Here is a 20,465-nt window from a genome sequence, read left to right as displayed (position 1 = left end):
TCAATGGATTTAAATGAAAAAACTTCTACTAACCTTTTTTCTCCTTTCAACCACCTATGGCATTTCCCAAACATTGCTATCTCCTTCCGATTTTTTAGGTTATGAATTGGGATCCGAATTCACACGGCACCATCAGGTGGTAGACTACTATAAATATCTGGCCGAAAATGCTTCAGATCGCATTAAATTGATAGAATATGGAAAAACCAATGAGCGCAGGCCGCTGATCGTGGCTTATGTTTCCACCCAGGAAAACATAGTTGACTTGGAATCCATCAGATTGGAGCACCTTAAAAATACTACCGGCCAGGGGTCACCCACCAAGGCCATAGTCTGGCTAAGTTACAATGTTCACGGGAATGAAAGCGTCAGTACCGAGGCCTCCATGCAGACCATATATGAACTTTTGACTAGCAAATCCAGTTACCTGGAAAACACGGTGGTAATCATGGATCCGTGCATTAATCCGGATGGTCGCGATAGATATGTCAATTGGTACAACCAATTTAAGAACACCCCTAATAACATAGATCCCAATAGCAAGGAACACCATGAAGGATGGCTTAGTGGGCGCTCCAACCATTATATGTTCGACCTTAATCGGGATTGGGCATGGCTTACGCAGGTAGAGAGTCAACAACGGATAAAAGTTTTCAACCAGTGGTTGCCCCATGTACATGTTGATTTTCATGAACAAGGCGTAAATAACCCCTATTATTTTGCCCCGGCGGCAGAACCCTTTCATGAGGTGGTAACCGATTTTCAGCGCGATTTTCAAATTACCATAGGAAAGAACCACGCCAAGTACTTTGACGCCAATGGCTGGTTTTATTTTACAAAAGAAGTTTTCGACCTATTATATCCTAGTTATGGCGATACCTACCCCACATATAATGGCGGCATAGGTATGACCTATGAGCAGGGCGGTAGTGGGCGTGCCGGCCTGGGTGTTAGAACATTTATAGGCGATACCCTTACCCTAAACGATCGTATTGCCCATCATCTTACAACAGGCCTGTCTACTGTAGAAGTAGCTTCCAAAAACACGGAAAAATTAAACAGGGAATTCAAGAAGTTTTATCAGAATAAAAATTTCAAATACAAAAGTTATGTTTTGAATGGTGATCCCGATAAAATTGATGCCATTGCGACACTACTCAATGCCCATGAGATTAAATATGGTTGGGCCAAGGAAGGTACTGCCAAAGGCCATCTTTATAGTTCAGGAAAATTGGGCACCTTGAAGACCACTCCTGCCAATCTGGTAGTATCCACCAACCAGGCCAAAGGAACCTTGGCCCAAGTACTTATGGAGCCCAATACTAAGCTAAGTGATTCATTGACCTATGACATAACTGCATGGTCCTTACCCTACGCATATGGTTTGGAGGCTATTGCTTCCCAAGCGCTGGTAGAGTCCGACCCATCGGGGGGGCGTGAGGTTCAAACGTCCAAGGGCGCCAACATTGGCCTGGAAACCTATGCTTACATAAGTGATTGGTCCAGCATGAAGGATGCCCGTTTTTTAACGGCATTGGTTAAAGAAAACATTAGGGTGCGTTTTGCGAAAAATCCCTTTTGGGCAGAAGGCAAAAAATTTGATAGGGGCAGCCTCATCATTACCAAAGGGGACAATAGAAACCACAAGGACTTTGTAGAGACACTAAGCCGGATTGCACAACACAATAAAACTATTTTAACACCGACCAATACAGGATTTGTTGAGAAAGGAAATGATTTTGGTTCCAGTTATGTGCCTATGATTACGGACACCAAAATAGCCATGCTGTCTGGAGAACCTACCAGCACCCTCGAATTTGGAGAAATTTGGCACTTTTTTGAACAACAACTTCATTATCCACTGACTATTTTGGATACTGAATATTATGACGAGGTGGATTTATCCGAATACGATGTCCTTATTCTGCCCAACGGATGGTACAGCAAATTCTTCACGGAAAATAAACTGCAAGAACTGAAGGATTTTGTATCCAATGGAGGTAAGTTGATTGCCATGGAAGGAGCAATAAGAGCAATAAATGGCGAACATGGGTTTGCCATTAAGGAAAAGGAAATAAAAAAAGACAGCACAGAGAATATACTCCCATATGAAGAAGCGGAACGGGAAGACATTAAAAACGCCATTACCGGTGCCATTTTTAAAACCAAAGTCGACCAAACACATCCATTGGCCTACGGCTACGGAGATCATTATTTCACTCTTAAATTGAGCGACGACGCCTTTGAAAACTTAGAGACGGGGACCGTGGTCTATTTGGAAAATACCAATTCACCAATTGCGGGTTTTGCAGGAAGTGAAGCAAAGAAAAAAATTGCCAATACATTGGTATTCGGTGTGGAGGAAGTGGGCAAGGGACAGGTTATTTATATGGTAGACAACCCATTGTTTAGGGGATTTTGGGAAAATGGAAAGCTCTTCTTCGTCAATGCCCTGTTTATGGTAAAATAATTCCTATAGGATCCATTTAACAGATTTGCCGGCCAAGGTTTATGTATATAGGTATAGCTATGAAATTATGCCCAAACCCAAGGAAAAAATGGAAACCGAAAATCATTGTAGTGTTCAGATTTTAATTTCACCCAGATATCAAATAATATATGGTTATAGTTAAGCCAACCTATAGGCATAATTGATCCAAACCCGCAAACCATGCCATTCTTGGGTTTATTTAACAACAAAACCATACCTCCTGAACAGGAAACAGTAACACCCAAAAATACCAGAAGATGAAAAACATTTTTGAAAAAAAAGTAGTAGACGAGCTAATAGAAAGAATCAATAAATTAACCCCAAAAAGTACCGGAATCTGGGGTAAAATGAATGTTGCCCAAATGTTGGCCCATTGCAATGTTTCCTATGAAATGGTGTATACGGATAAGCACCCTAAACCCAAGGGTCCCATGAAACTTATGCTTAAACTTTTTGTAAAACCAACAGTGGTCAATGAAAAACCATACAAAAAAAATAGTCGCACCGCACCTGCTTTCCTTATCGTGGACAACAGGGATTTTGATAAAGAAAAGAAGCGATTGATAGACCATTTGATAAAAACCCAAGAACTTGGGGAGGATCATTTTCACAATAAGGAATCAAATTCTTTTGGCCCTTTGACCATAACGGAATGGAACAATTTGTTTTACAAACACCTCAACCATCATCTGGAACAATTTGGGGTATAAAGTACAATGTAAGAAAACTATTGAATCCATGATATTGGCTTTCCAATACTGCTTTGGTCCAATTTCCGAAAAATATTCTGTATTTGAATATTATTCAATATTTTTACCCATTAATCAAAATACTACGTCCAATATTAACTACCAATTACAAATTTCATGAGAAAAATTACCGGCATTTACCTATTGATAATATTCGTTCTACTCTTTTCTTGTTCCCCTAAGGAGAATAAGATGGGCGACTTTAAATTATTACCTCAACCACAAGAATTTGAAATCACCGGGGTTAGTTCAATTGCGCACGATGGAACCCTAAAAGCAGAAGCAAAAAACGGGGAAGTACTGCCAATAATAAATAAGGATATTTTAGCACTTGGAGATGAAGGCAAATATACTTTGGCCTACCAAATGGATGGCAATCTGAATACTCCTGCCGAAGGTTACACCCTATCTATTACCAACGACCAGGTTCTAATTACAGGCAAGGATGAAGCCGGTTTGTTTTATGGGTTCAAAACCTTGGAACAATTGATGGAAGATGCGAAGGATCAAAGGGTAAACCTACCATTGTGCCAGTTAAAGGATTACCCTTCATTGGCTTATCGCTCCGTCCACTTGGATATAAAACACCATTTGGAAAAAACAGCATACTATTATGAACTACTGGATAAGTTGGCCAGTTACAAAATCAACGGCATTATTTTGGAAGTTGAAGACAAATTAAAATTTAAACGTCAACCCACTGTTGCCTCCGCCGATGCCTTGAGTATTGAAGAATGGAAAAAAATCAGCGATTATGCCAAAGAGCGACATATAGAAATTAGTCCGTTGGTACAAGGTTTGGGCCATGCCTCGTTTATTCTAAAACATCCCGAATACATGGAGCTTAGGGACAGTCCTGAGAGCGATTGGGCTTTTAACCCCCTTGACCCCAAGACTTATGAAGTACAATTTGACCTTTATTTGGACGCCATGGAAGCTTTTCCTTATGGAAAATACCTGCATGTTGGAGGCGACGAAGTACACACTACTGGACGAGGAAGCAAGGAGTCGCCTTTAAAATTACAGCTAATGTGGTTGGACAAAGTGGCCAAATTTGCTGAAGAACATGGAAAGACCCCAATTTTTTGGGATGATATGCCCCTAAAACAGGCAGACGTTTACGACCCTATGTTCAAAAAAGATATGACACAGGAAGAAGTGGACCAGGTTTGGAAGGATAACGAGCACAAATTACTGGAGTTTCTGGATATCTTCCCGAAAAATTGCATTTATATGCGATGGAACTATAGTTCGCCACAAGCCTTAGGAAACATCAAGGCCATGCAATGGTTTACGGACCATGGCATGGAGGTTATGGGTGCCACGGCGGGGCAAACTAGATGGGTATTAATGCCACAGGAAGAAAGCAATATGGAAAACATACGCTCTTTTGCCGTAAGCTCCATAGACAGTGGTCTTAAAGGGTTATTATTGACATTATGGGACGATGATTCTCCACATTTTGAACTGTACATGAGGGGTATCTTGGCCTTTGCCGAATATTCCTGGATTGGTGATAAACGCAGTAAGGAGGAAATAAAGTCGGCCTTTAGGCAAAGGGAATATGGGTATACCTTGGCCGATGGCAATAAGGCTTTTATTACCGATCTTGAATCCCCTGTGGCCTTTTGGAAAAATGCCCTGCTTAAAAAGAACCAACGCAACTTCTTGCATCAGATGAAAGATCCACTGGAAGAAGCTGTTATTGAGTTTCCGAACAAAGAAAATATTGGAGCCTGGAGCCTGGCCAACGAAGAGCGTTTAAAGACAGCGGCCCAAACCCTATCGCATACCGATAGTATTGTAAAGAAAATAGAGAATGCCCGTTCTCTCGCCCTGCGCAACGACCACAACTTACAAGTATATGAACAGGTAAACAAACTGGCGGGTTATAGTCCAAAAATGTTACTGGCCCTTCGCGACTATGATATGGCGGAAAGCAGGGAAGACATCAAGGCCACGGCTTCCAAACTAAAGGAGTTGGAGTCTGAATTTGGAAGCCTAAGAAAGGAATTGGAAATGGTTTATGGTAAAACCCGTATATTGAACAAACCGGACAATTACATTCTGGATCAGGACCATCATGTGCATTTGGCCAATCAAACCATAAATTTCGATTGGCAATTCTATGCAGAAATATTGTTCTTTAAAAAGTTGAACCAAGAACTTGGAAAGGAAATTTACATGGAGAATGCAGATCCGATAAAAAAATAATTATCTGCAAAAATTTATTATAGGTAAAATAGGGGTGAAATATCTTATACCAATGTTAACAATAATAAGCGTTTAATTAAGTATATTTCGCCCCTAAATCCGATGTGGAAATCGGGCTTAAGGAGCGTATATGAAAGAGAAGGAAGCCACCCGAATCAACAAATTTTTAAGTGAAATGGGCTATTGTTCGCGCAGGGCCGCAGACAAACTTATTGAGCAAGGTAGGGTAACCATTAACGGAAAGGTTCCAGAAATGGGTACCAAAATTACCATGGCCGATGAGGTACGCGTGGATGGGGAGCTTATTTCCGAACCCCAAGAAAAGCCTGTATATATTGCCTTCAACAAACCCATTGGCATTGTTTGCACAACCGATACCAGGGTGGAAAAGGACAATATTATCGATTTCATAAATTACCCAACCAGAATATTCCCAATTGGAAGATTGGACAAACCCAGTGAAGGATTAATACTATTGACCAATGACGGAGATATCGTTAACAAAATATTAAGGGCCCGAAATAAGCATCAGAAAGAATATATTGTTACCGTAGATAGGCCTATTACCAAAGTTTTCCTCGAAAAAATGGCCAATGGGGTCCCCATCTTGGATAGGGTAACGCGTAAGTGCGAAATTGAGGAAATAAGCAAGTTCCAATTTCGGATTATTCTAACACAAGGGCTTAACCGTCAGATAAGGCGAATGTGCGAGTATTTGGGTTACAATGTAACCGCCCTAAAGCGTATTAGGATCATGAATATTCAATTGGACGTCCCAGTAGGGAAATGGCGCTATTTATCCGAAAACGAATTGGGTGAAATCAATGAGATGATTTCCGATTCTACCAAGACCCATCACAAGTAAAAAGAACAAACACCCCTAATCAAATTTTAAAAGTATGGCCATGAAGATGGAAGAAATAGAAAATATTGAATTATTGTATTTAAGCGTTGATGACTATCAAGAGCTTAAAACGGCCATGATAGAATCTTACACCACCATGCCTGAATCTTACTGGCGGGAACATCAAATAGATAATTTAATATCCAAATTTCCGGAGGGACAGGTAGTCATAAAAGTGAATGGCCATATTGCAGGCTGCGCCTTGTCCATTATTCTGGATTATGATAAATTTGAAAACAAACACACCTACCAACACATAACCGGAAATTACACTTTTAACACCCATTCTCCGGATGGCGACGTACTTTATGGCATTGATGTTTTTATTAAACCCGAATACAGGGGAATGCGGTTGGGTCGCAGGTTATATGATTACCGAAAAGACCTATGCGAGCGCTTAAATTTAAAGGGGGTTGCTTTTGGAGGCAGAATCCCCAACTATCATAAGTACAAAGACACCTTATCCCCCAAGGAATATATTGAAAAAGTAAAACGCAAGGAAATAAACGACCCAGTACTTAACTTCCAAATTTCCAACGACTTCCATCCCAGTAAAATTTTAAAAAACTATTTGGAAGGTGATTCTGCTTCCAATGATTACGCAGTACTTTTGAAATGGGACAACATTTACTATGAGAAGAAGAACATAGAGGCCAGCGTGGTAAAAAAGGTAGTAAGGGTCGGACTCATCCAATGGCAAATGAGACCCTACAAAAATCTTGATGACGTACTTCAACAAGCAGAATATTTTGTAGATGCCGTTTCCGGTTATCGCTCGGACTTTGCACTTTTCCCAGAATTCTTTAACGCACCCTTAATGGCGGAGAACAATCATTTATCAGAGTCTGCGGCCATAAGGGAATTGGCACAGCATACAGCCACCATTGTTCAACGGTTTTCCGAGTTGGCAATTTCCTATAATATCAATATAATAACAGGGAGTATGCCAGAAATAAAAGATGAAAGTCTTTACAACGTTGGGTATATCTGTAAAAGGGATGGCACCAAGGAACGATATGAAAAACTCCATGTAACTCCAGATGAAGCAAAGGTTTGGGGCATGCAAGGGGGCAATGAACTAAAGGTATTTGACACAGATTGCGGAAAGATAGGTGTCCTGATCTGCTACGATTCCGAATTTCCGGAGCTGAGTAGATTACTGGCAGACGAAGGTATGGATATTTTATTTGTCCCCTACCTCACCGATACCCAAAATGGCTTTTCCAGGGTCAGGAACTGTGCACAGGCAAGGGCCATCGAAAATGAATGTTATGTGGCCATTGCAGGAAGCGTAGGGAACCTGCCCAAGGTACATAATATGGATATACAATATGCACAATCCATGGTATTTACACCCTGTGATTTTGCTTTTCCCGCCAATGGGATAAAGGCCGAAGCCACACCAAATACCGAAATGATTCTGATAGTTGACCTGGATATTGATCTATTGCGGGAACTGAACCAATTTGGCAGCGTTAGAAACCTAAAAGACAGAAGAACGGATATATTTGAGATACGCAGAAAGAACTGACCAAACTGCTATAGTAGACTTTTTAAACGACATTGCCCGTTAAAGTATGCCCCACTTAATTACAAAGGTGTATCCAATAAAAATAGCAGTATAAATAAGTCTATACGTGTTGTCTTAAATTGTTATGATGTTTCTCCAAAAGCAACATTGCAATTAATTCTGGTCGTAACACTTCCCAATTGCCCATATCAAAAAATGAGTTCCCTACACAAGCCTGTTTAATTCCCCAGTAGGAAAGCCAACCTCCAATAGCGAGCGCTTTACCGTCCTAACCAACCTAAAAATTAAACAAAATTTTAATAGGGTATTTCATTAAAAATCATTAACTTAGGAAGACAATCGTTCATTGATATAAGCACTAAATGCTTAATCCAATTCACCTTTACCAACCTGCACCAACTACCTTTAAATTTATTGCGAATACCACTGGACGATTGGAACAATAAAATTTAAACAGATGAAACCCAAAAAAACTCCTTTTAGTAAATTCCCCCTTATAGCTGCAATATCTTTTTTATTGTTTTTAGGGGCAACGCCCTCCGTTTCGGCGGCCCTCCTGTATCAAGACATGCAGGAACAGGAAAATTCATTTAACCAATATCAAGGTAAAATTATTGATAGTGAAACCAAAAACCCATTGGTCTTCGCCACCCTTTCCATTGATAACACCAATATTAGCACCGTTAGTAATACCGAGGGCTACTTTTCATTGAAAGTCCCCAAGGATATTAGCGAGGGACAGGTCAGTGTTTCCTTTTTGGGATACGAGACCAGAACGATCCCTTTAAGCCAGTTGAAGGAAAATAAAAACGAAATTGAACTGATGGTAAGTTTTATGGAATTATCCGAGGTGAGCCTTGCCGTTCCTAAAGATGCTAAAGCCCTGGTCAAGGAAACACTGCTTAGAAAAGGTGAAAATTATTTTGACGACCCCACCTTAATGACCGCCTTTTACCGGGAAACCATAAAAAAAAGAAGGAAAAACGTTTCTTTATCCGAGGCTGTGGTAAATATTTACAAATCTCCCTACAATTCCGATCGTAGGGACGCATTACAGCTGTATAAGGCAAGGAAGAGCACCGATTATGACAAACTGGACACCTTGGCCATTAAACTGCAAGGAGGACCTTTTAACACCCTATTTGTGGACATGATCAAATACCCACAATACATCTTTACGGAAGAAACGTTTGATGATTATAACTTTAGTTTCGAAAATTCCACCAAAGTTAACGACAAACTTATTTTCGTTATCAATTTCATACAAAAGGAGTCCATAACAGACCCCTTGTACCAAGGTAAACTGTATATTGATGCCGATAAAAAAATTCTGACCAGTGCCATTTATTCCCTGAACATTACGGACAGGGAAAAGGCAGCCAAAATGTTCGTACGTAAAAAACCTGCCCATGCCAATGTATGGCCTACAGATATTGCGTACCGTGTGGATTACAGGGAAAAGAATGGAAAATGGTATTACGGGTACAGCAATGTTCTATTGGAATTCAAAATAAATTGGGACGATCGACTTTTCAATTCGGTATATAGCATGACTTGCGAAATGGCCATTACCGACTGGGAGAAGAACACTACAGGTGAATCGCCCAAATTTAAGGACCGTATTAAATCTTCCATAATTCTTGAAGATGAGGCCATAGGGTTTTCAGACCCGGATTTCTGGGGCGAGTACAATATCATAGAACCGGAAAAATCTATAGAATCTGCTATTAAAAAAATTCAAAGACAGTTAAGAAGATCCAAATCCAAAGAGGACTCCTCCTCACTGGGAATGTAGAGCTATTATATATGAACTATGAAGTCCGTCATTAACATGTCGGACTTTTTTTATACTAATTTTTATATATTTAGATGATACAAATTAAGCTCAATGAAAAAAAGGAGACAGTTCTTTAAAACAGCCCTTGGGGCAGGGGTAGCCGCACTAGTGCCGTCAACAATTTTTGCGAATCCACAGCAAATAAAAATGCCCCTCATACCCCTAAAGCCCAAAGCCTTAAAAAAAGGAGATACTATTGGTCTCATTGCACCCGGTTACGCCATAAAACCGGAGGTTCTTGTAAAGGCCAAAGAGACCTTGGAAAAAATGGGATTCACACCTTACCATACAGATCGCATACACGGGAACTATGGTTACTTCAGTAATACGGATGCGGAAAGGGTTGCGGATCTGAACGAAATGTTCGCCAATAAAAAGGTAGACGGCATCCTATGCGCACGTGGGGGATATGGATGTACTAGGATTATGCATTTAATAGATTTTGAGCTTATTAGAAAAAACCCCAAAGCCTTAATTGGTTTTAGCGACATTACGGCACTTTTAAATGGGATACATCAAGAAACGGGCCTTATTACGTTTCACGGACCAGTAGGGAGCACCATTAATGATCCTTACAGTATTGAGCAACTGCAAAATGTGGTGATGAAATCCAAAGAATTGCCTCCCATTATCAATAATGTAGAAATTACAGACCTAGAAGAATACAGCAAGCCTGAATATGATAGATATTGTATTAAACCAGGAATTGTTACGGGAAAGTTGGTAGGTGGCAGTTTAACTTTGGTAAATGCCCTAATTGGAACTCCCCATGAAATTGATTTTACGGATGCCATCGTATTTCTTGAAGATATTGAAGAAGCCCCCTATCGCATAGACAGAATGCTGACCCAGTTAATGCAGGGCATGACCTTTAATAAGGCGGCAGGAATAGCTCTAGGTGTTTTTAAAGGATGTGATAGTGTCCCTGACCCCAAATCTTTTACGCTCAAGGAAGTGATACTGGATAGAATTAAACCCCTGAATATACCAGCGGTTTACGGGATGACCTTTGGCCATATAGAAAACAACTTTACACTCCCAATAGGAATCAATGCCAAATTGGATACCCAGAAAATGACACTACAGTTATTGGAAAAGGCGGTACGATAAATATATCACCATACTTTTAGACCGGTAATTATTATTTAAAGCAAAATACTACAAAACACAATGCAGCCATGCTAAAGATGGCTGCATTTGCTTAAAGTCAATCGATTACCCGTTAGTTGGCCACTTCACTAATAAATTTCAGTCTGTATAGCCGGAGCTCTTCATCCTCATATTCCCCATCAAATTCCTTTAAGGCCACTTCAAGATCGTCCGTGTTGGCTTCCAAGAAGTAATCATGGATTTCTTCTTGCTGATCCTCATCCAAAATCTCATCGATCCAATAGGCGATATTCAATTTGGTACCGCTAAAGACAATTTGCTCCATCTCCTTGATCAACTCGTTCAATTCCAACCCCTTTGCCGAAGCAATATCATCCAATGGCAATTTTCTATCTACGTTTTGAATGATATAGAGCTTAAGGGAGGAATTGGCACCTGTACTTTTTACGATCAGGTCATCGGGTCTTAAAATGTTGTTATCCTCAACATAGGATGCAATCTGGTCTACGAATGGCTTGCCGTATTTTTTAGCCTTACCTTCCCCAACTCCATAGATATTGACAAGTTCATCCAAGGATATTGGATATTTAAGGGCCATGTCTTCCAAGGAGGGATCCTGAAACACAACAAAAGGCGGAACGCCCAATTTATGGGCCTCTTTTTTTCTTAAATCTTTTAGGATCTTTAATAAATTATCATCCGCCACACCTCCGGAAGATTTGGCGGCGCTCACAATAGCATCATCAGTCTCCTTATTGTAAACATGATCCATAGTCATCATAAAGGATGTTGGATTTTTAACAAATTCCTTCCCTTGTGGGGTTACATGTAGAATACCGTATTGTTCAATTTCCTTTCTAAGCAAACCGGCAACCAAGGTTTGCCGAATCAAAGCCATCCAATAACCCTTATCCTTATCATTTCCTATACCAAAAAATTCCTTTTCATCGGTCTTATGGGAGGAAATCAGGGCATTTACTTTCCCTACCAAGGTCCTGACCACCTCTTTGGATTTGAATTTTTCGCTAGTACCCGTTACCACATTGATCAGCTTAACCACATCGTCCTTAGCCTCCTGCTTTTCCTTGGGATTCCGGGTATTGTCATCCATATCGGCACCTTCACCGTTAATTTCGTCGAATTCCTCCCCAAAATAATGAAGTATAAATTTTCTTCGGGACATTGAAGTTTCGGCGTAACCTACAATTTCCTGTAGCAGGGCATTTCCAATCTCCTGTTCGGCCACGGGTTTTCCAGACATAAATTTCTCCAGTTTTTCCACATCCTTATAGGAGTAGAATGCAAGGCAATGTCCTTCTCCCCCATCCCTTCCAGCCCTACCAGTTTCCTGATAATAGCTTTCTATGCTCTTGGGAATATCGTGATGAATTACAAAACGCACGTCCGGTTTATCTATGCCCATCCCAAATGCAATGGTGGCAACCACCACATCCACATCCTCCATAAGGAACATGTCTTGGTGCTTGGACCTGGTTTTACCATCCAATCCCGCATGATATGGTACCGCACTAACACCGTTCACTTGTAACACCTGCGCCAGTTCCTCTACCCGTTTCCTACTAAGACAATAAATAATGCCCGATTTACCGGAATTTTGTTTTATAAAACGAATGATGTCACCATCAACATTTTGGGTTTTAGGCCTAACTTCGTAATATAGATTTGGTCTATTAAAACTTGCCTTGAACACTTTGGCATCCGTTATTCCCAAATTTTTGATAATATCTTCCTGTACCTTGGGGGTTGCGGTGGCCGTTAGGGCAATTAAAGGAATATTATCTCCCAACCTACCAACAATAGATTTAAGATTGCGATACTCAGGCCTAAAATCGTGTCCCCATTCCGAAATACAGTGGGCCTCATCAACGGCCACAAAGGATATTTTCTCTCCCTGCAAAAAATCCACATATTCCTCCTTGGTCAAAGACTCGGGAGCTACATACAAAAGCTTGGTTACCCCATTGCTTACATCATTCTTCACCTGTTTAATCTCCGTCTTTGTCAACGAAGAGTTCAAAACATGGGCCACCCCTATATCACTGGATACGTCCCTTATTGCATCTACTTGATTTTTCATCAAGGCGATCAAGGGCGATACCACAATTGCAGTACCTTCCTGCATAAGCGCAGGCAATTGATAACAAAGGGATTTCCCACCACCTGTAGGCATTATTACAAAGGTATTCTTACCTTGTACAATATTCTTAACAACATTTTCCTGTAAACCTTTGAATTGGGAGAATCCAAAATACTTTTTTAGAGAGGCATGTAAATCAATCTCATTTATACCCATACCGTACTTCACCTTTATTAATATTATATATTGACGCCATCGCCAAAAATCAAATTCCTTAAGTTAAGGAATTTTTGTATTGTAACTAAGCATTTATTTGAAAAAAATTGTTCAAATTTAAAATATTCTATAAACTTAAGTTTATGTAATTTTGTAAAATAAAGATAAGACTTTCTTTTAGGAAAATCATCACATAACTTTAATTTACTTTGAGCGATACCGAAGCTATATTGGCCATAGCAAAGAAAACCATTGAGAATGAGGCCGAGGCAATTTCCTTTTTAGCGACTCTCTTAAACAAAGATTTCTCCAATGCGGTGGAATGTATTAGACATTCCAAAGGTAGGGTCATTATTTCCGGTATCGGAAAAAGCGCCCTTATCGCTTCCAAAATCGTTGCCACTTTAAATTCTACAGGCACCCCATCCATATTTATGCACGCCGCCGACGCCATACACGGTGATCTGGGAACCGTACAGAAAGACGATGTGGTTATCTGCATATCCAAAAGTGGCAATACCGCCGAAATAAAGATGCTTGTACCCCTAATAAAACGGGGCAAAAACAAGTTAATAGGAATGACCGGGAACCCCGACTCCTTTTTGGCTGCACAGGCAGACTATATTTTAAACACTTATGTTGAAAAGGAGGCCTGCCCAAACAATCTTGCGCCAACTACCAGTACAACGGCCCAATTGGTTATAGGGGATGCCCTGGCCATTTGCCTTCTGGAACTTAAGGGGTTTAGCAGCAAGGACTTTGCAAAATACCACCCGGGAGGTGCGCTGGGAAAGAAGTTATACTTAAGGGTAGGCGATATTGCCAGTAATAACCAGATTCCACAAGTCAGCACCAACAGCGATGTAAAATCTGTGATCATAGAGATCTCTGAAAAAATGTTGGGCGCTGCGGCGGTAATGGAAGACCAAAAAATTGTTGGAATCATAACTGATGGCGATATTAGGCGTATGCTCAATAAGTATGACAATATTTATGGCCTAACTGCCAAAGACATCATGAGCATTACCCCCAAGACCATAGCTTCGGACGTCCTTGCCGTAAAGGCCTTGGAAATAATGCAGGCCAATAATATATCACAAATATTGGTTGTTGACGGAGAGAATTACAAAGGAATAGTACATTTACACAATTTAATTAAAGAAGGCATACTGTAATGGCAAAAATGAAAAAGACCCCAAATGAAATGTCGTTCCTGGACCATTTGGAAGAACTAAGATGGCATTTAATAAGATCAACCTTGGCCGTAGTTATTATCGGGGGGGTAGCTTTTTTAATGAAGGGATTCATTTTTGATACAGTTATTTTTGGCCCGATGATGCCAGATTTCCCCACTTATCACGTTTTCTGCGACTTTTCCAAGTTATTGGGTTTTAGTGAGGCATTTTGTAATACTGAACCGGAATTTACGGTACAGAGTAGGCAAATGTCCGAACAATTCTCCGCACATATCTGGACTTCCATTTGGGCAGGTTTCATTATCGGATTTCCTTATGTACTTTATGAAATGTGGAAATTCATTGCCCCAGGACTGTATGACAACGAGCGCCAGAACGCAAGGGGATTTATCTTTATTGCTTCCTTTCTTTTCTTTACGGGCGTATTGTTCGGATATTACGTAGTAGCTCCATTGTCCATTAACTTTTTAGGTGGCTATTCCATTAGTGATTCAGTGGTACGGGAAATAGATTTGGTTTCTTATATTTCTACCGTAAGGGCGGCCGTAATTGCCTGCGGTCTAATATTCGAATTGCCCATCATCATTTTTTTCTTGACCAAAATAGGTTTGGTAACCCCGGAAATACTCCGAAAATATAGAAAAATAGCCCTAGTAGTGGTACTTATCATATCCGCAGTAATCACCCCTCCGGATGTAGCCAGTCAGATCATTGTGGCGGTTCCCATTTTAATTCTATACCAAATAAGCATTTATATTTCCAAGGTGGTATTAAGAAGGGAGGCCAAAAAAAATCAGAAGAAAAATGTCAAATCAAGTTAAGGAATTTAATGACTATCGTTCCAAAATGAACGAAAAGCTCTTGGCGGACAACAACAAGATCATAAAAAGAATCTTCAACCTGGACACCAATGCCTATGCCGCCGGTGCTCTGGATGTAAAGACCAAAGAGTTATTGGGATTGGTAGCCTCTGCTGTTCTGCGCTGCGACGATTGTGTAAAATACCATTTGGAAAGCTCCTATAATGAAGGCGCTAGCAAGGAGGAAGTCATGGAAACTTTGGGAATTGCCACCCTCGTTGGCGGCACTATAGTAGTCCCCCACTTGAGAAGGGCTTATGAATATTGGGAGGAATTGGAAAAACAAGAAGGTTAAAAAATCTACAATATCTTTTCCCAAACTAATATAAGGCTTAGTTTTGGGGAATAGAAAGGTACTATGAAGCTAAGAGCAGATAACATAATGAAGTCCTATCGAGGGCGTCAAGTAGTTAAAGGAATTTCATTGGAAGTAAACCAAGGAGAGATCGTTGGTTTATTAGGGCCCAATGGCGCCGGAAAAACAACATCTTTCTATATGATAGTGGGGTTGATAAAACCCAATGGAGGAAATATATATCTGGATAAAATGGAAATTACGCGCTTCCCTATGTACAAGAGAGCGCAAAATGGTATTGGATATTTGGCCCAGGAAGCCTCTGTATTTAGAAAATTGAGTATAGAACAAAACATTCTGAGCGTGCTTCAGTTGACCAAATTGAGCAAGAAGGAGCAGCTAATGAAAATGGAATCGCTCATTGAAGAATTTGGCCTGGGACATATTCGCAAGAACCGTGGCGATCTTTTGTCGGGTGGCGAAAGAAGGCGTACGGAAATTGCAAGGGCCTTGGCAACGGATCCGAAATTTATCTTGTTGGACGAACCTTTCGCTGGAGTAGACCCCGTGGCCGTTGAAGATATTCAGAGAATAGTGGCCCAACTTAAAAATAAGAATATCGGTATTCTAATTACAGACCACAACGTTCAGGAAACTTTGGCAATTACGGAGCGCTCCTACCTTATGTTTGAAGGGGGCATCCTTAAATCCGGGATTCCCGAAGACTTGGCTGCGGATGAAATGGTAAGAAAGGTTTATTTAGGTCAGAATTTTGAGCTTCGTAGAAAGAAATTGGATTTTTAAATACAGCAAATCCCCGTGACCATAAATTGTCACAAGCAACAATACTTCCCAAGTTGAACCCATTTTTTTTAGTCCGTAATTGATGGGGCACACCACTTTGAGGTCGATCCAAATGCATAAGTAATCAATCCTATTTTGGTGTTTTTAAGTTATTCACCATAGAACTTATAATATAAAAAGCTATTATGCCCGGAATAGCCATAAATTTCATGGTGAGGATCAGCACAAAACTCACTACGATAAAAATATAGCGCAGGGCATTATCCCTAAAACTCCAATTTTTAAATTTCAGGGCAAATAAACCAATATTGGCATTTAACAGATACGAACTCAATAGCGTTGTCCCTATCAAGAACCATTTATTCAGGATTATGGTATTTAAAAAATCATTGTTGTGATAAAGCAATATTAAGGGAAAGGAAAGTATCAGCAAGGCATTGGCAGGGGTAGGGAGTCCCACAAAAGAGGAAACCTGATTTTCATCCAGATTAAATTTTGCCAAGCGATAGGCGGAGGCCAGGGTAATCAAAAACCCAAAAAAAGGAATCAAGGGAATGTCGAATGCCCCCCAATGCATGGTCTCGGGCGAATCTGGTTGAAGACCAATGTTCCATCCTCCGCTATAGGACATACTCAACAGCTGAAACATTACTATACCGGGCACCAACCCACTAGTAATTACATCGGCAAGGGAGTCCAATTGCAGCCCCAACTCACTTCTCACGTTCAAGGCCCTTGCAGCCAATCCATCAAAAAAATCAAAAAAAATTCCCAAAAAGACAAAGAAGGCAGCCACCTCCAACTTGTTCAAAACCGCAAACACGGTGGCGATACAACCACAAAAAACATTTAACAAGGTTATAATATTAGGAATATGGCGCTTCATAGGTCTTATTTTACTTGGTTTTTCACCATCAATTGCACATTGCAAATTAGGTGCCATCATGTAAAAATACCATTTATTAAAAAATGCTGTTAAAATATATCCCGTTTTTTATAATAGCTTGTACTATCATACTTAAATCCTATAAATTATTCGATATTTGCGTTGGTAATTTCAAAAAATAGTGGCTCCCAATAGAATATGAGCATAAGAATTCTTTTTATTGCATTTTTTTTGGGCCTGATGTTCCACGGAACCGCACAGGTTAGGGAATTATCTCCCGAATCACAAATAAGCGTTTTAACCTGTGGCTCTGGCAGCGACCTATACACCACTTTTGGCCATAGCGCTTTTAGAATCCAAGATCCCTCCCAGGGAATAGACTGGGTGTACAATTATGGGACTTTTAATTTTGACCCGCCCATGTTTTACGTGGAATTTGCCATGGGTAAATTATACTATTCTTTAAGCAAGCAAAATATGCCCAATTTTTTGTATGCCTATGAAATGGAAAATAGATGGGTAAAAGAACAACTCTTGCAACTTGCCCCTACAGCAAAGAATGAATTGTTCCAATTTTTGGAAAACAATTATCGCCCAGAAAATAGGGATTACAAATACGATTTCTTTTTCAACAATTGCGCCACCAAAATAGGGGATGTCCTGCAAGAGGCCTTAGGTAAAAACCTGCATTATAATGAGGGGCATTTGGAAAAAAACTACACCTTCAGGCAGCTTATACACCAAAACCTAATTACCAATTCTTGGTCCAGTTTCGGGATAGATTTGGCCTTGGGGTCTGTAATAGACAGAACAGCTACGGTTAAGGAACATATGTTTTTACCTATATATGTAATGGAACAATTAGGCAATACTACCCTATCCGAACATAATCTGGTAATAAGGGACAGAACCATTTTAACTTCCTTAAAAAAGGAGGATAAGGGATACTTTCTAGCCTCTCCCCTATTTTGGATATTGGCAATATTATTGTTTGTTCTTACCATTACCTATATCGACTATAAAAATCATACCAGAAGTAGGATCTTGGATTCCATACTATTTTTTGTTTCGGGGCTGGCCGGAGCGCTACTGGTTTTCCTATGGTTTTTTACAGACCATACCGCTACCGCAAACAACTTCAATATCCTTTGGGTATTTCCGTTGAATCTAATTATTGGCTTTATCATTGTTCAAAAGAAGAACATTCCGAGTTGGATGCCCACATACTTGTTAATTCTACTTGGATTATTGGGAGCAACCATTGTATTGGCCATATTTAATGTACAGGTGTTCTCCCCCTTGGCCGTTCCCCTCTGGATGATGCTTGGCGCAAGATATCTTTTTTTATGGAAGTATTTCCAACAACACATCAGTTTAAAATAATACCTTAGATGAACCTACTTACTGTAGAAAATATATCCAAATCATTTGGCGAGTTATCACTTTTTTCAAATATTTCCTTTGGCATCAACAAGGATCAAAAAATTGCGCTAATTGCAAAAAATGGTAGCGGAAAGACTTCCATCCTAAACATACTATCCGGCAAGGATTCGTCGGACAGTGGCCAAATAAATAGTCGTAAGGGAATTCGAATTTCATTTTTGGAACAAGAACCGGACCTAGATCCAAAATTAACCGTGGAGGAAACCATCTTTGCTTCGGACAACGAGGTTTTAAAGGTTATCCAAAACTACGAACATGCCCTTTTGGATCCAGAAGATGCAGATGCCTACCAAAAGGCCTTTGAAGCTATGGAACGCTATGACGCATGGGATTTTGAAACACAATACAAGCAGATCCTGTTCAAATTAAAATTGGAAGATCTAAATGTAAAGGTAGGTTTACTATCGGGGGGACAAAAGAAACGATTGGCATTGGCCAATGCCTTGATCAATAGGCCGGACCTGCTTATTTTGGATGAACCTACCAACCATTTGGACCTTGAAATGATAGAGTGGCTGGAACAGTATTTCGCCAAGGAGAATATGACCCTCTTCATGGTTACCCACGATAGATATTTTCTGGAACGAGTCTGCAATGAAATCATTGAACTGGATAATGGGCAGTTGTATTCCTATAAGGGCAACTATTCCTATTATCTGGAAAAGAAAGAAGCCCGTTTGGAACAGGAGGCCGTAGAACAGCACAAATCCAAAATACTGTTCAAGAAAGAACTGGACTGGATGCGCAGACAGCCCAAAGCACGGACTACCAAATCAAAATCCAGAATCGACGATTTTCACACCATAAAGGAAAAGGCAAGCCAACGTAGAAAGGAACACGAGGTGCAGCTGGAAATTAATATGGAACGTATGGGGAGCAAAATTGTAGAGCTCCATAAAATATCCAAATCCTTCCCCAACAAACCCATTCTGGACAAATTTGAATATAATTTTCTAAAGGGGGAACGTATTGGCATCATAGGAAAAAACGGCACAGGAAAATCTACCTTTTTAAATATTCTGAGCGGTACCGTGCAACCGGACAGCGGCAAGGTAGTGATTGGAGAAACCATTAAGTTTGGTTATTACACCCAAAAGGGAATTACCATTAAGGAAGGTCAGAAAGTAATAGATGTTATCCGGGAATTTGGGGATTACATTCCTTTGATGAAGGGAAAACAAATTTCCGCCCAACAACTTTTGGAACGTTTTCTTTTCGACCGTAAGAAGCAATATGATTTTGTGGAAAAATTAAGTGGAGGGGAACGCAAACGCCTTTATCTATGCACCGTTTTAATACAAAATCCAAATTTTTTGATCCTGGATGAACCTACCAACGATCTGGACATTGTAACACTGAACGTGTTGGAAAGTTTTCTGCTCGACTTCCCGGGCTGTCTTTTGGTAGTTTCCCACGACCGTTATTTTATGGACAAGATCGTGGATCACCTCTTTGTTTTTAGGGGAAATGCGGAAATTGAGGACTTCCCAGGCAACTATTCCGATTTCAGAACTTATGAGGACAGTAATATACAAGAAAACAAGGCATCCAAGGAAAAAGCCAATGAAGTAAAAAATACCAAGAATTCTTGGAAAGAAGAAGAAACGGGAAAAAAGCTTTCGTTTTTGGAACAAAAAGAGTACCGACAATTGGAAAAGGAAATCCAAAAACTAGAATCCCAAAAGCTTGAAATCCAGAATAAATTCGCGGACAGTACACTTTCCGGTGATGAGATTTCCAAATTGTCCATCCAACTCAAGGAAATTACGGAGGCTATTGAAGAAAAAACGGAAAGGTGGTTCGAGCTTTCCATGTCCATGGATGAATAAAT

At 40.2% G+C, this 20,465-nt stretch carries 15 protein-coding genes; 13 read left to right on the top strand and 2 right to left on the bottom strand.

What is annotated here, in order from left to right; genetic code table 11:
* Positions 1-13: 13 nt before the first annotated feature.
* From B9Y87_RS02765 to B9Y87_RS02735, 7 genes are all read left to right on the top strand, one after another.
* Positions 14-2,470, top strand: coding sequence for a M14 family metallopeptidase (locus B9Y87_RS02765; RefSeq protein ID WP_085495926.1), 2,457 nt, complete (start codon positions 14-16; stop codon positions 2,468-2,470).
* A gap of 278 nt (positions 2,471-2,748) precedes the next feature.
* Positions 2,749-3,201, top strand: coding sequence for a DUF1569 domain-containing protein (locus tag B9Y87_RS02760; RefSeq protein ID WP_085495924.1), 453 nt, complete (start codon positions 2,749-2,751; stop codon positions 3,199-3,201).
* A gap of 156 nt (positions 3,202-3,357) precedes the next feature.
* A complete protein-coding gene (locus B9Y87_RS02755) occupies positions 3,358-5,454 on the top strand; it encodes a beta-N-acetylhexosaminidase (RefSeq protein WP_085495922.1) in 2,097 nt (698 codons plus the stop codon).
* A 130-nt stretch (positions 5,455-5,584) separates the two neighbouring features.
* Positions 5,585-6,319 carry a 23S rRNA pseudouridine(2604) synthase RluF gene (gene rluF, locus B9Y87_RS02750; protein WP_085495921.1) on the top strand — a complete coding sequence of 245 codons (735 nt, stop codon included), beginning with the start codon at positions 5,585-5,587 and terminating at the stop codon, positions 6,317-6,319.
* A gap of 40 nt (positions 6,320-6,359) precedes the next feature.
* Positions 6,360-7,889, top strand: coding sequence for a bifunctional GNAT family N-acetyltransferase/carbon-nitrogen hydrolase family protein (locus tag B9Y87_RS02745; protein ID WP_085496635.1), 1,530 nt, complete (start codon positions 6,360-6,362; stop codon positions 7,887-7,889).
* 457 nt (positions 7,890-8,346) lie between these two features.
* Positions 8,347-9,684 carry a carboxypeptidase-like regulatory domain-containing protein gene (locus B9Y87_RS02740; RefSeq protein WP_085495919.1) on the top strand — a complete coding sequence of 446 codons (1,338 nt, stop codon included), beginning with the start codon at positions 8,347-8,349 and terminating at the stop codon, positions 9,682-9,684.
* A gap of 93 nt (positions 9,685-9,777) precedes the next feature.
* A complete protein-coding gene (locus tag B9Y87_RS02735; protein ID WP_085495917.1) occupies positions 9,778-10,836 on the top strand; it encodes a S66 peptidase family protein in 1,059 nt (352 codons plus the stop codon).
* A gap of 112 nt (positions 10,837-10,948) precedes the next feature.
* Here the strand turns inward: B9Y87_RS02735 and recQ are convergent, their stop codons facing one another.
* The gene (gene recQ, locus B9Y87_RS02730; protein WP_085495915.1) at positions 10,949-13,150 is read right to left on the bottom strand and encodes a DNA helicase RecQ; all 2,202 of its coding nucleotides are present in this window, start codon (positions 13,148-13,150) and stop codon (positions 10,949-10,951) included.
* Positions 13,151-13,359: 209 nt separating this feature from the next.
* Between recQ and B9Y87_RS02725 the strand changes: the two genes are divergently transcribed.
* From B9Y87_RS02725 to lptB, 4 genes are all read left to right on the top strand, one after another.
* Entirely contained in the window at positions 13,360-14,325 is a 966-nt protein-coding gene (locus B9Y87_RS02725) for a KpsF/GutQ family sugar-phosphate isomerase (protein ID WP_085495913.1), read from the top strand.
* Positions 14,325-15,167 (top strand): twin-arginine translocase subunit TatC, encoded by an 843-nt coding sequence (gene tatC, locus B9Y87_RS02720; protein ID WP_085495911.1) that lies wholly within the window; start codon positions 14,325-14,327, stop codon positions 15,165-15,167. Before B9Y87_RS02725 ends, tatC begins: the two co-directional genes overlap by 1 nt.
* Positions 15,151-15,501, top strand: coding sequence for a carboxymuconolactone decarboxylase family protein (locus B9Y87_RS02715; protein WP_031442895.1), 351 nt, complete (start codon positions 15,151-15,153; stop codon positions 15,499-15,501). Before tatC ends, B9Y87_RS02715 begins: the two co-directional genes overlap by 17 nt.
* Positions 15,502-15,564: 63 nt before the next feature.
* On the top strand, positions 15,565-16,305 hold the full coding sequence (gene lptB, locus B9Y87_RS02710; protein WP_072862320.1) for an LPS export ABC transporter ATP-binding protein: 741 nt from the start codon (positions 15,565-15,567) through the stop codon (positions 16,303-16,305).
* A gap of 130 nt (positions 16,306-16,435) precedes the next feature.
* On the opposite strand, the gene B9Y87_RS02705 is transcribed toward lptB, so the two are convergent.
* On the bottom strand, positions 16,436-17,191 hold the full coding sequence (locus tag B9Y87_RS02705; RefSeq protein ID WP_085496633.1) for a CDP-alcohol phosphatidyltransferase family protein: 756 nt from the start codon (positions 17,189-17,191) through the stop codon (positions 16,436-16,438).
* Positions 17,192-17,389: 198 nt separating this feature from the next.
* On the opposite strand from B9Y87_RS02705, the gene B9Y87_RS02700 reads away from it, so the two are divergent.
* Both B9Y87_RS02700 and B9Y87_RS02695 read left to right on the top strand, forming a co-directional pair.
* Positions 17,390-18,574 carry a lipoprotein N-acyltransferase Lnb domain-containing protein gene (locus B9Y87_RS02700; protein ID WP_085495908.1) on the top strand — a complete coding sequence of 395 codons (1,185 nt, stop codon included), beginning with the start codon at positions 17,390-17,392 and terminating at the stop codon, positions 18,572-18,574.
* A gap of 8 nt (positions 18,575-18,582) precedes the next feature.
* Entirely contained in the window at positions 18,583-20,463 is a 1,881-nt protein-coding gene (locus B9Y87_RS02695; protein ID WP_085495905.1) for an ABC-F family ATP-binding cassette domain-containing protein, read from the top strand.
* The last annotated feature ends 2 nt before the right edge of the window (positions 20,464-20,465 follow it).

Origin of the sequence: Arenibacter troitsensis (genome assembly GCF_900177645.1) — a bacterium.
GTDB classification, from domain to species: Bacteria; Bacteroidota; Bacteroidia; order Flavobacteriales; family Flavobacteriaceae; genus Arenibacter; species Arenibacter troitsensis.
The sequence above is the reverse complement of the archived record's forward strand: the minus strand, read 5'-3'. Positions and strand labels throughout refer to the sequence as shown.

What these genes read in the sequence shown, in the direction of transcription:
- B9Y87_RS02765 (WP_085495926.1), top strand. Translation starts at nt 14, where the DNA reads ATGAAAAAACTTCTACTAACCTTTTTTCTCCTTTCAACCACCTATGGC.
- B9Y87_RS02760 (WP_085495924.1), top strand. Translation starts at nt 2,749, where the DNA reads ATGAAAAACATTTTTGAAAAAAAAGTAGTAGACGAGCTAATAGAAAGA.
- B9Y87_RS02755 (WP_085495922.1), top strand. Translation starts at nt 3,358, where the DNA reads ATGAGAAAAATTACCGGCATTTACCTATTGATAATATTCGTTCTACTC.
- rluF (WP_085495921.1), top strand. Translation starts at nt 5,585, where the DNA reads ATGAAAGAGAAGGAAGCCACCCGAATCAACAAATTTTTAAGTGAAATG.
- B9Y87_RS02745 (WP_085496635.1), top strand. Translation starts at nt 6,360, where the DNA reads ATGAAGATGGAAGAAATAGAAAATATTGAATTATTGTATTTAAGCGTT.
- B9Y87_RS02740 (WP_085495919.1), top strand. Translation starts at nt 8,347, where the DNA reads ATGAAACCCAAAAAAACTCCTTTTAGTAAATTCCCCCTTATAGCTGCA.
- B9Y87_RS02735 (WP_085495917.1), top strand. Translation starts at nt 9,778, where the DNA reads ATGAAAAAAAGGAGACAGTTCTTTAAAACAGCCCTTGGGGCAGGGGTA.
- recQ (WP_085495915.1), bottom strand. Translation starts at nt 13,150, where the DNA reads ATGGGTATAAATGAGATTGATTTACATGCCTCTCTAAAAAAGTATTTT.
- tatC (WP_085495911.1), top strand. Translation starts at nt 14,325, where the DNA reads ATGGCAAAAATGAAAAAGACCCCAAATGAAATGTCGTTCCTGGACCAT.
- B9Y87_RS02715 (WP_031442895.1), top strand. Translation starts at nt 15,151, where the DNA reads ATGTCAAATCAAGTTAAGGAATTTAATGACTATCGTTCCAAAATGAAC.
- lptB (WP_072862320.1), top strand. Translation starts at nt 15,565, where the DNA reads ATGAAGCTAAGAGCAGATAACATAATGAAGTCCTATCGAGGGCGTCAA.
- B9Y87_RS02705 (WP_085496633.1), bottom strand. Translation starts at nt 17,191, where the DNA reads ATGAAGCGCCATATTCCTAATATTATAACCTTGTTAAATGTTTTTTGT.
- B9Y87_RS02700 (WP_085495908.1), top strand. Translation starts at nt 17,390, where the DNA reads ATGAGCATAAGAATTCTTTTTATTGCATTTTTTTTGGGCCTGATGTTC.
- B9Y87_RS02695 (WP_085495905.1), top strand. Translation starts at nt 18,583, where the DNA reads ATGAACCTACTTACTGTAGAAAATATATCCAAATCATTTGGCGAGTTA.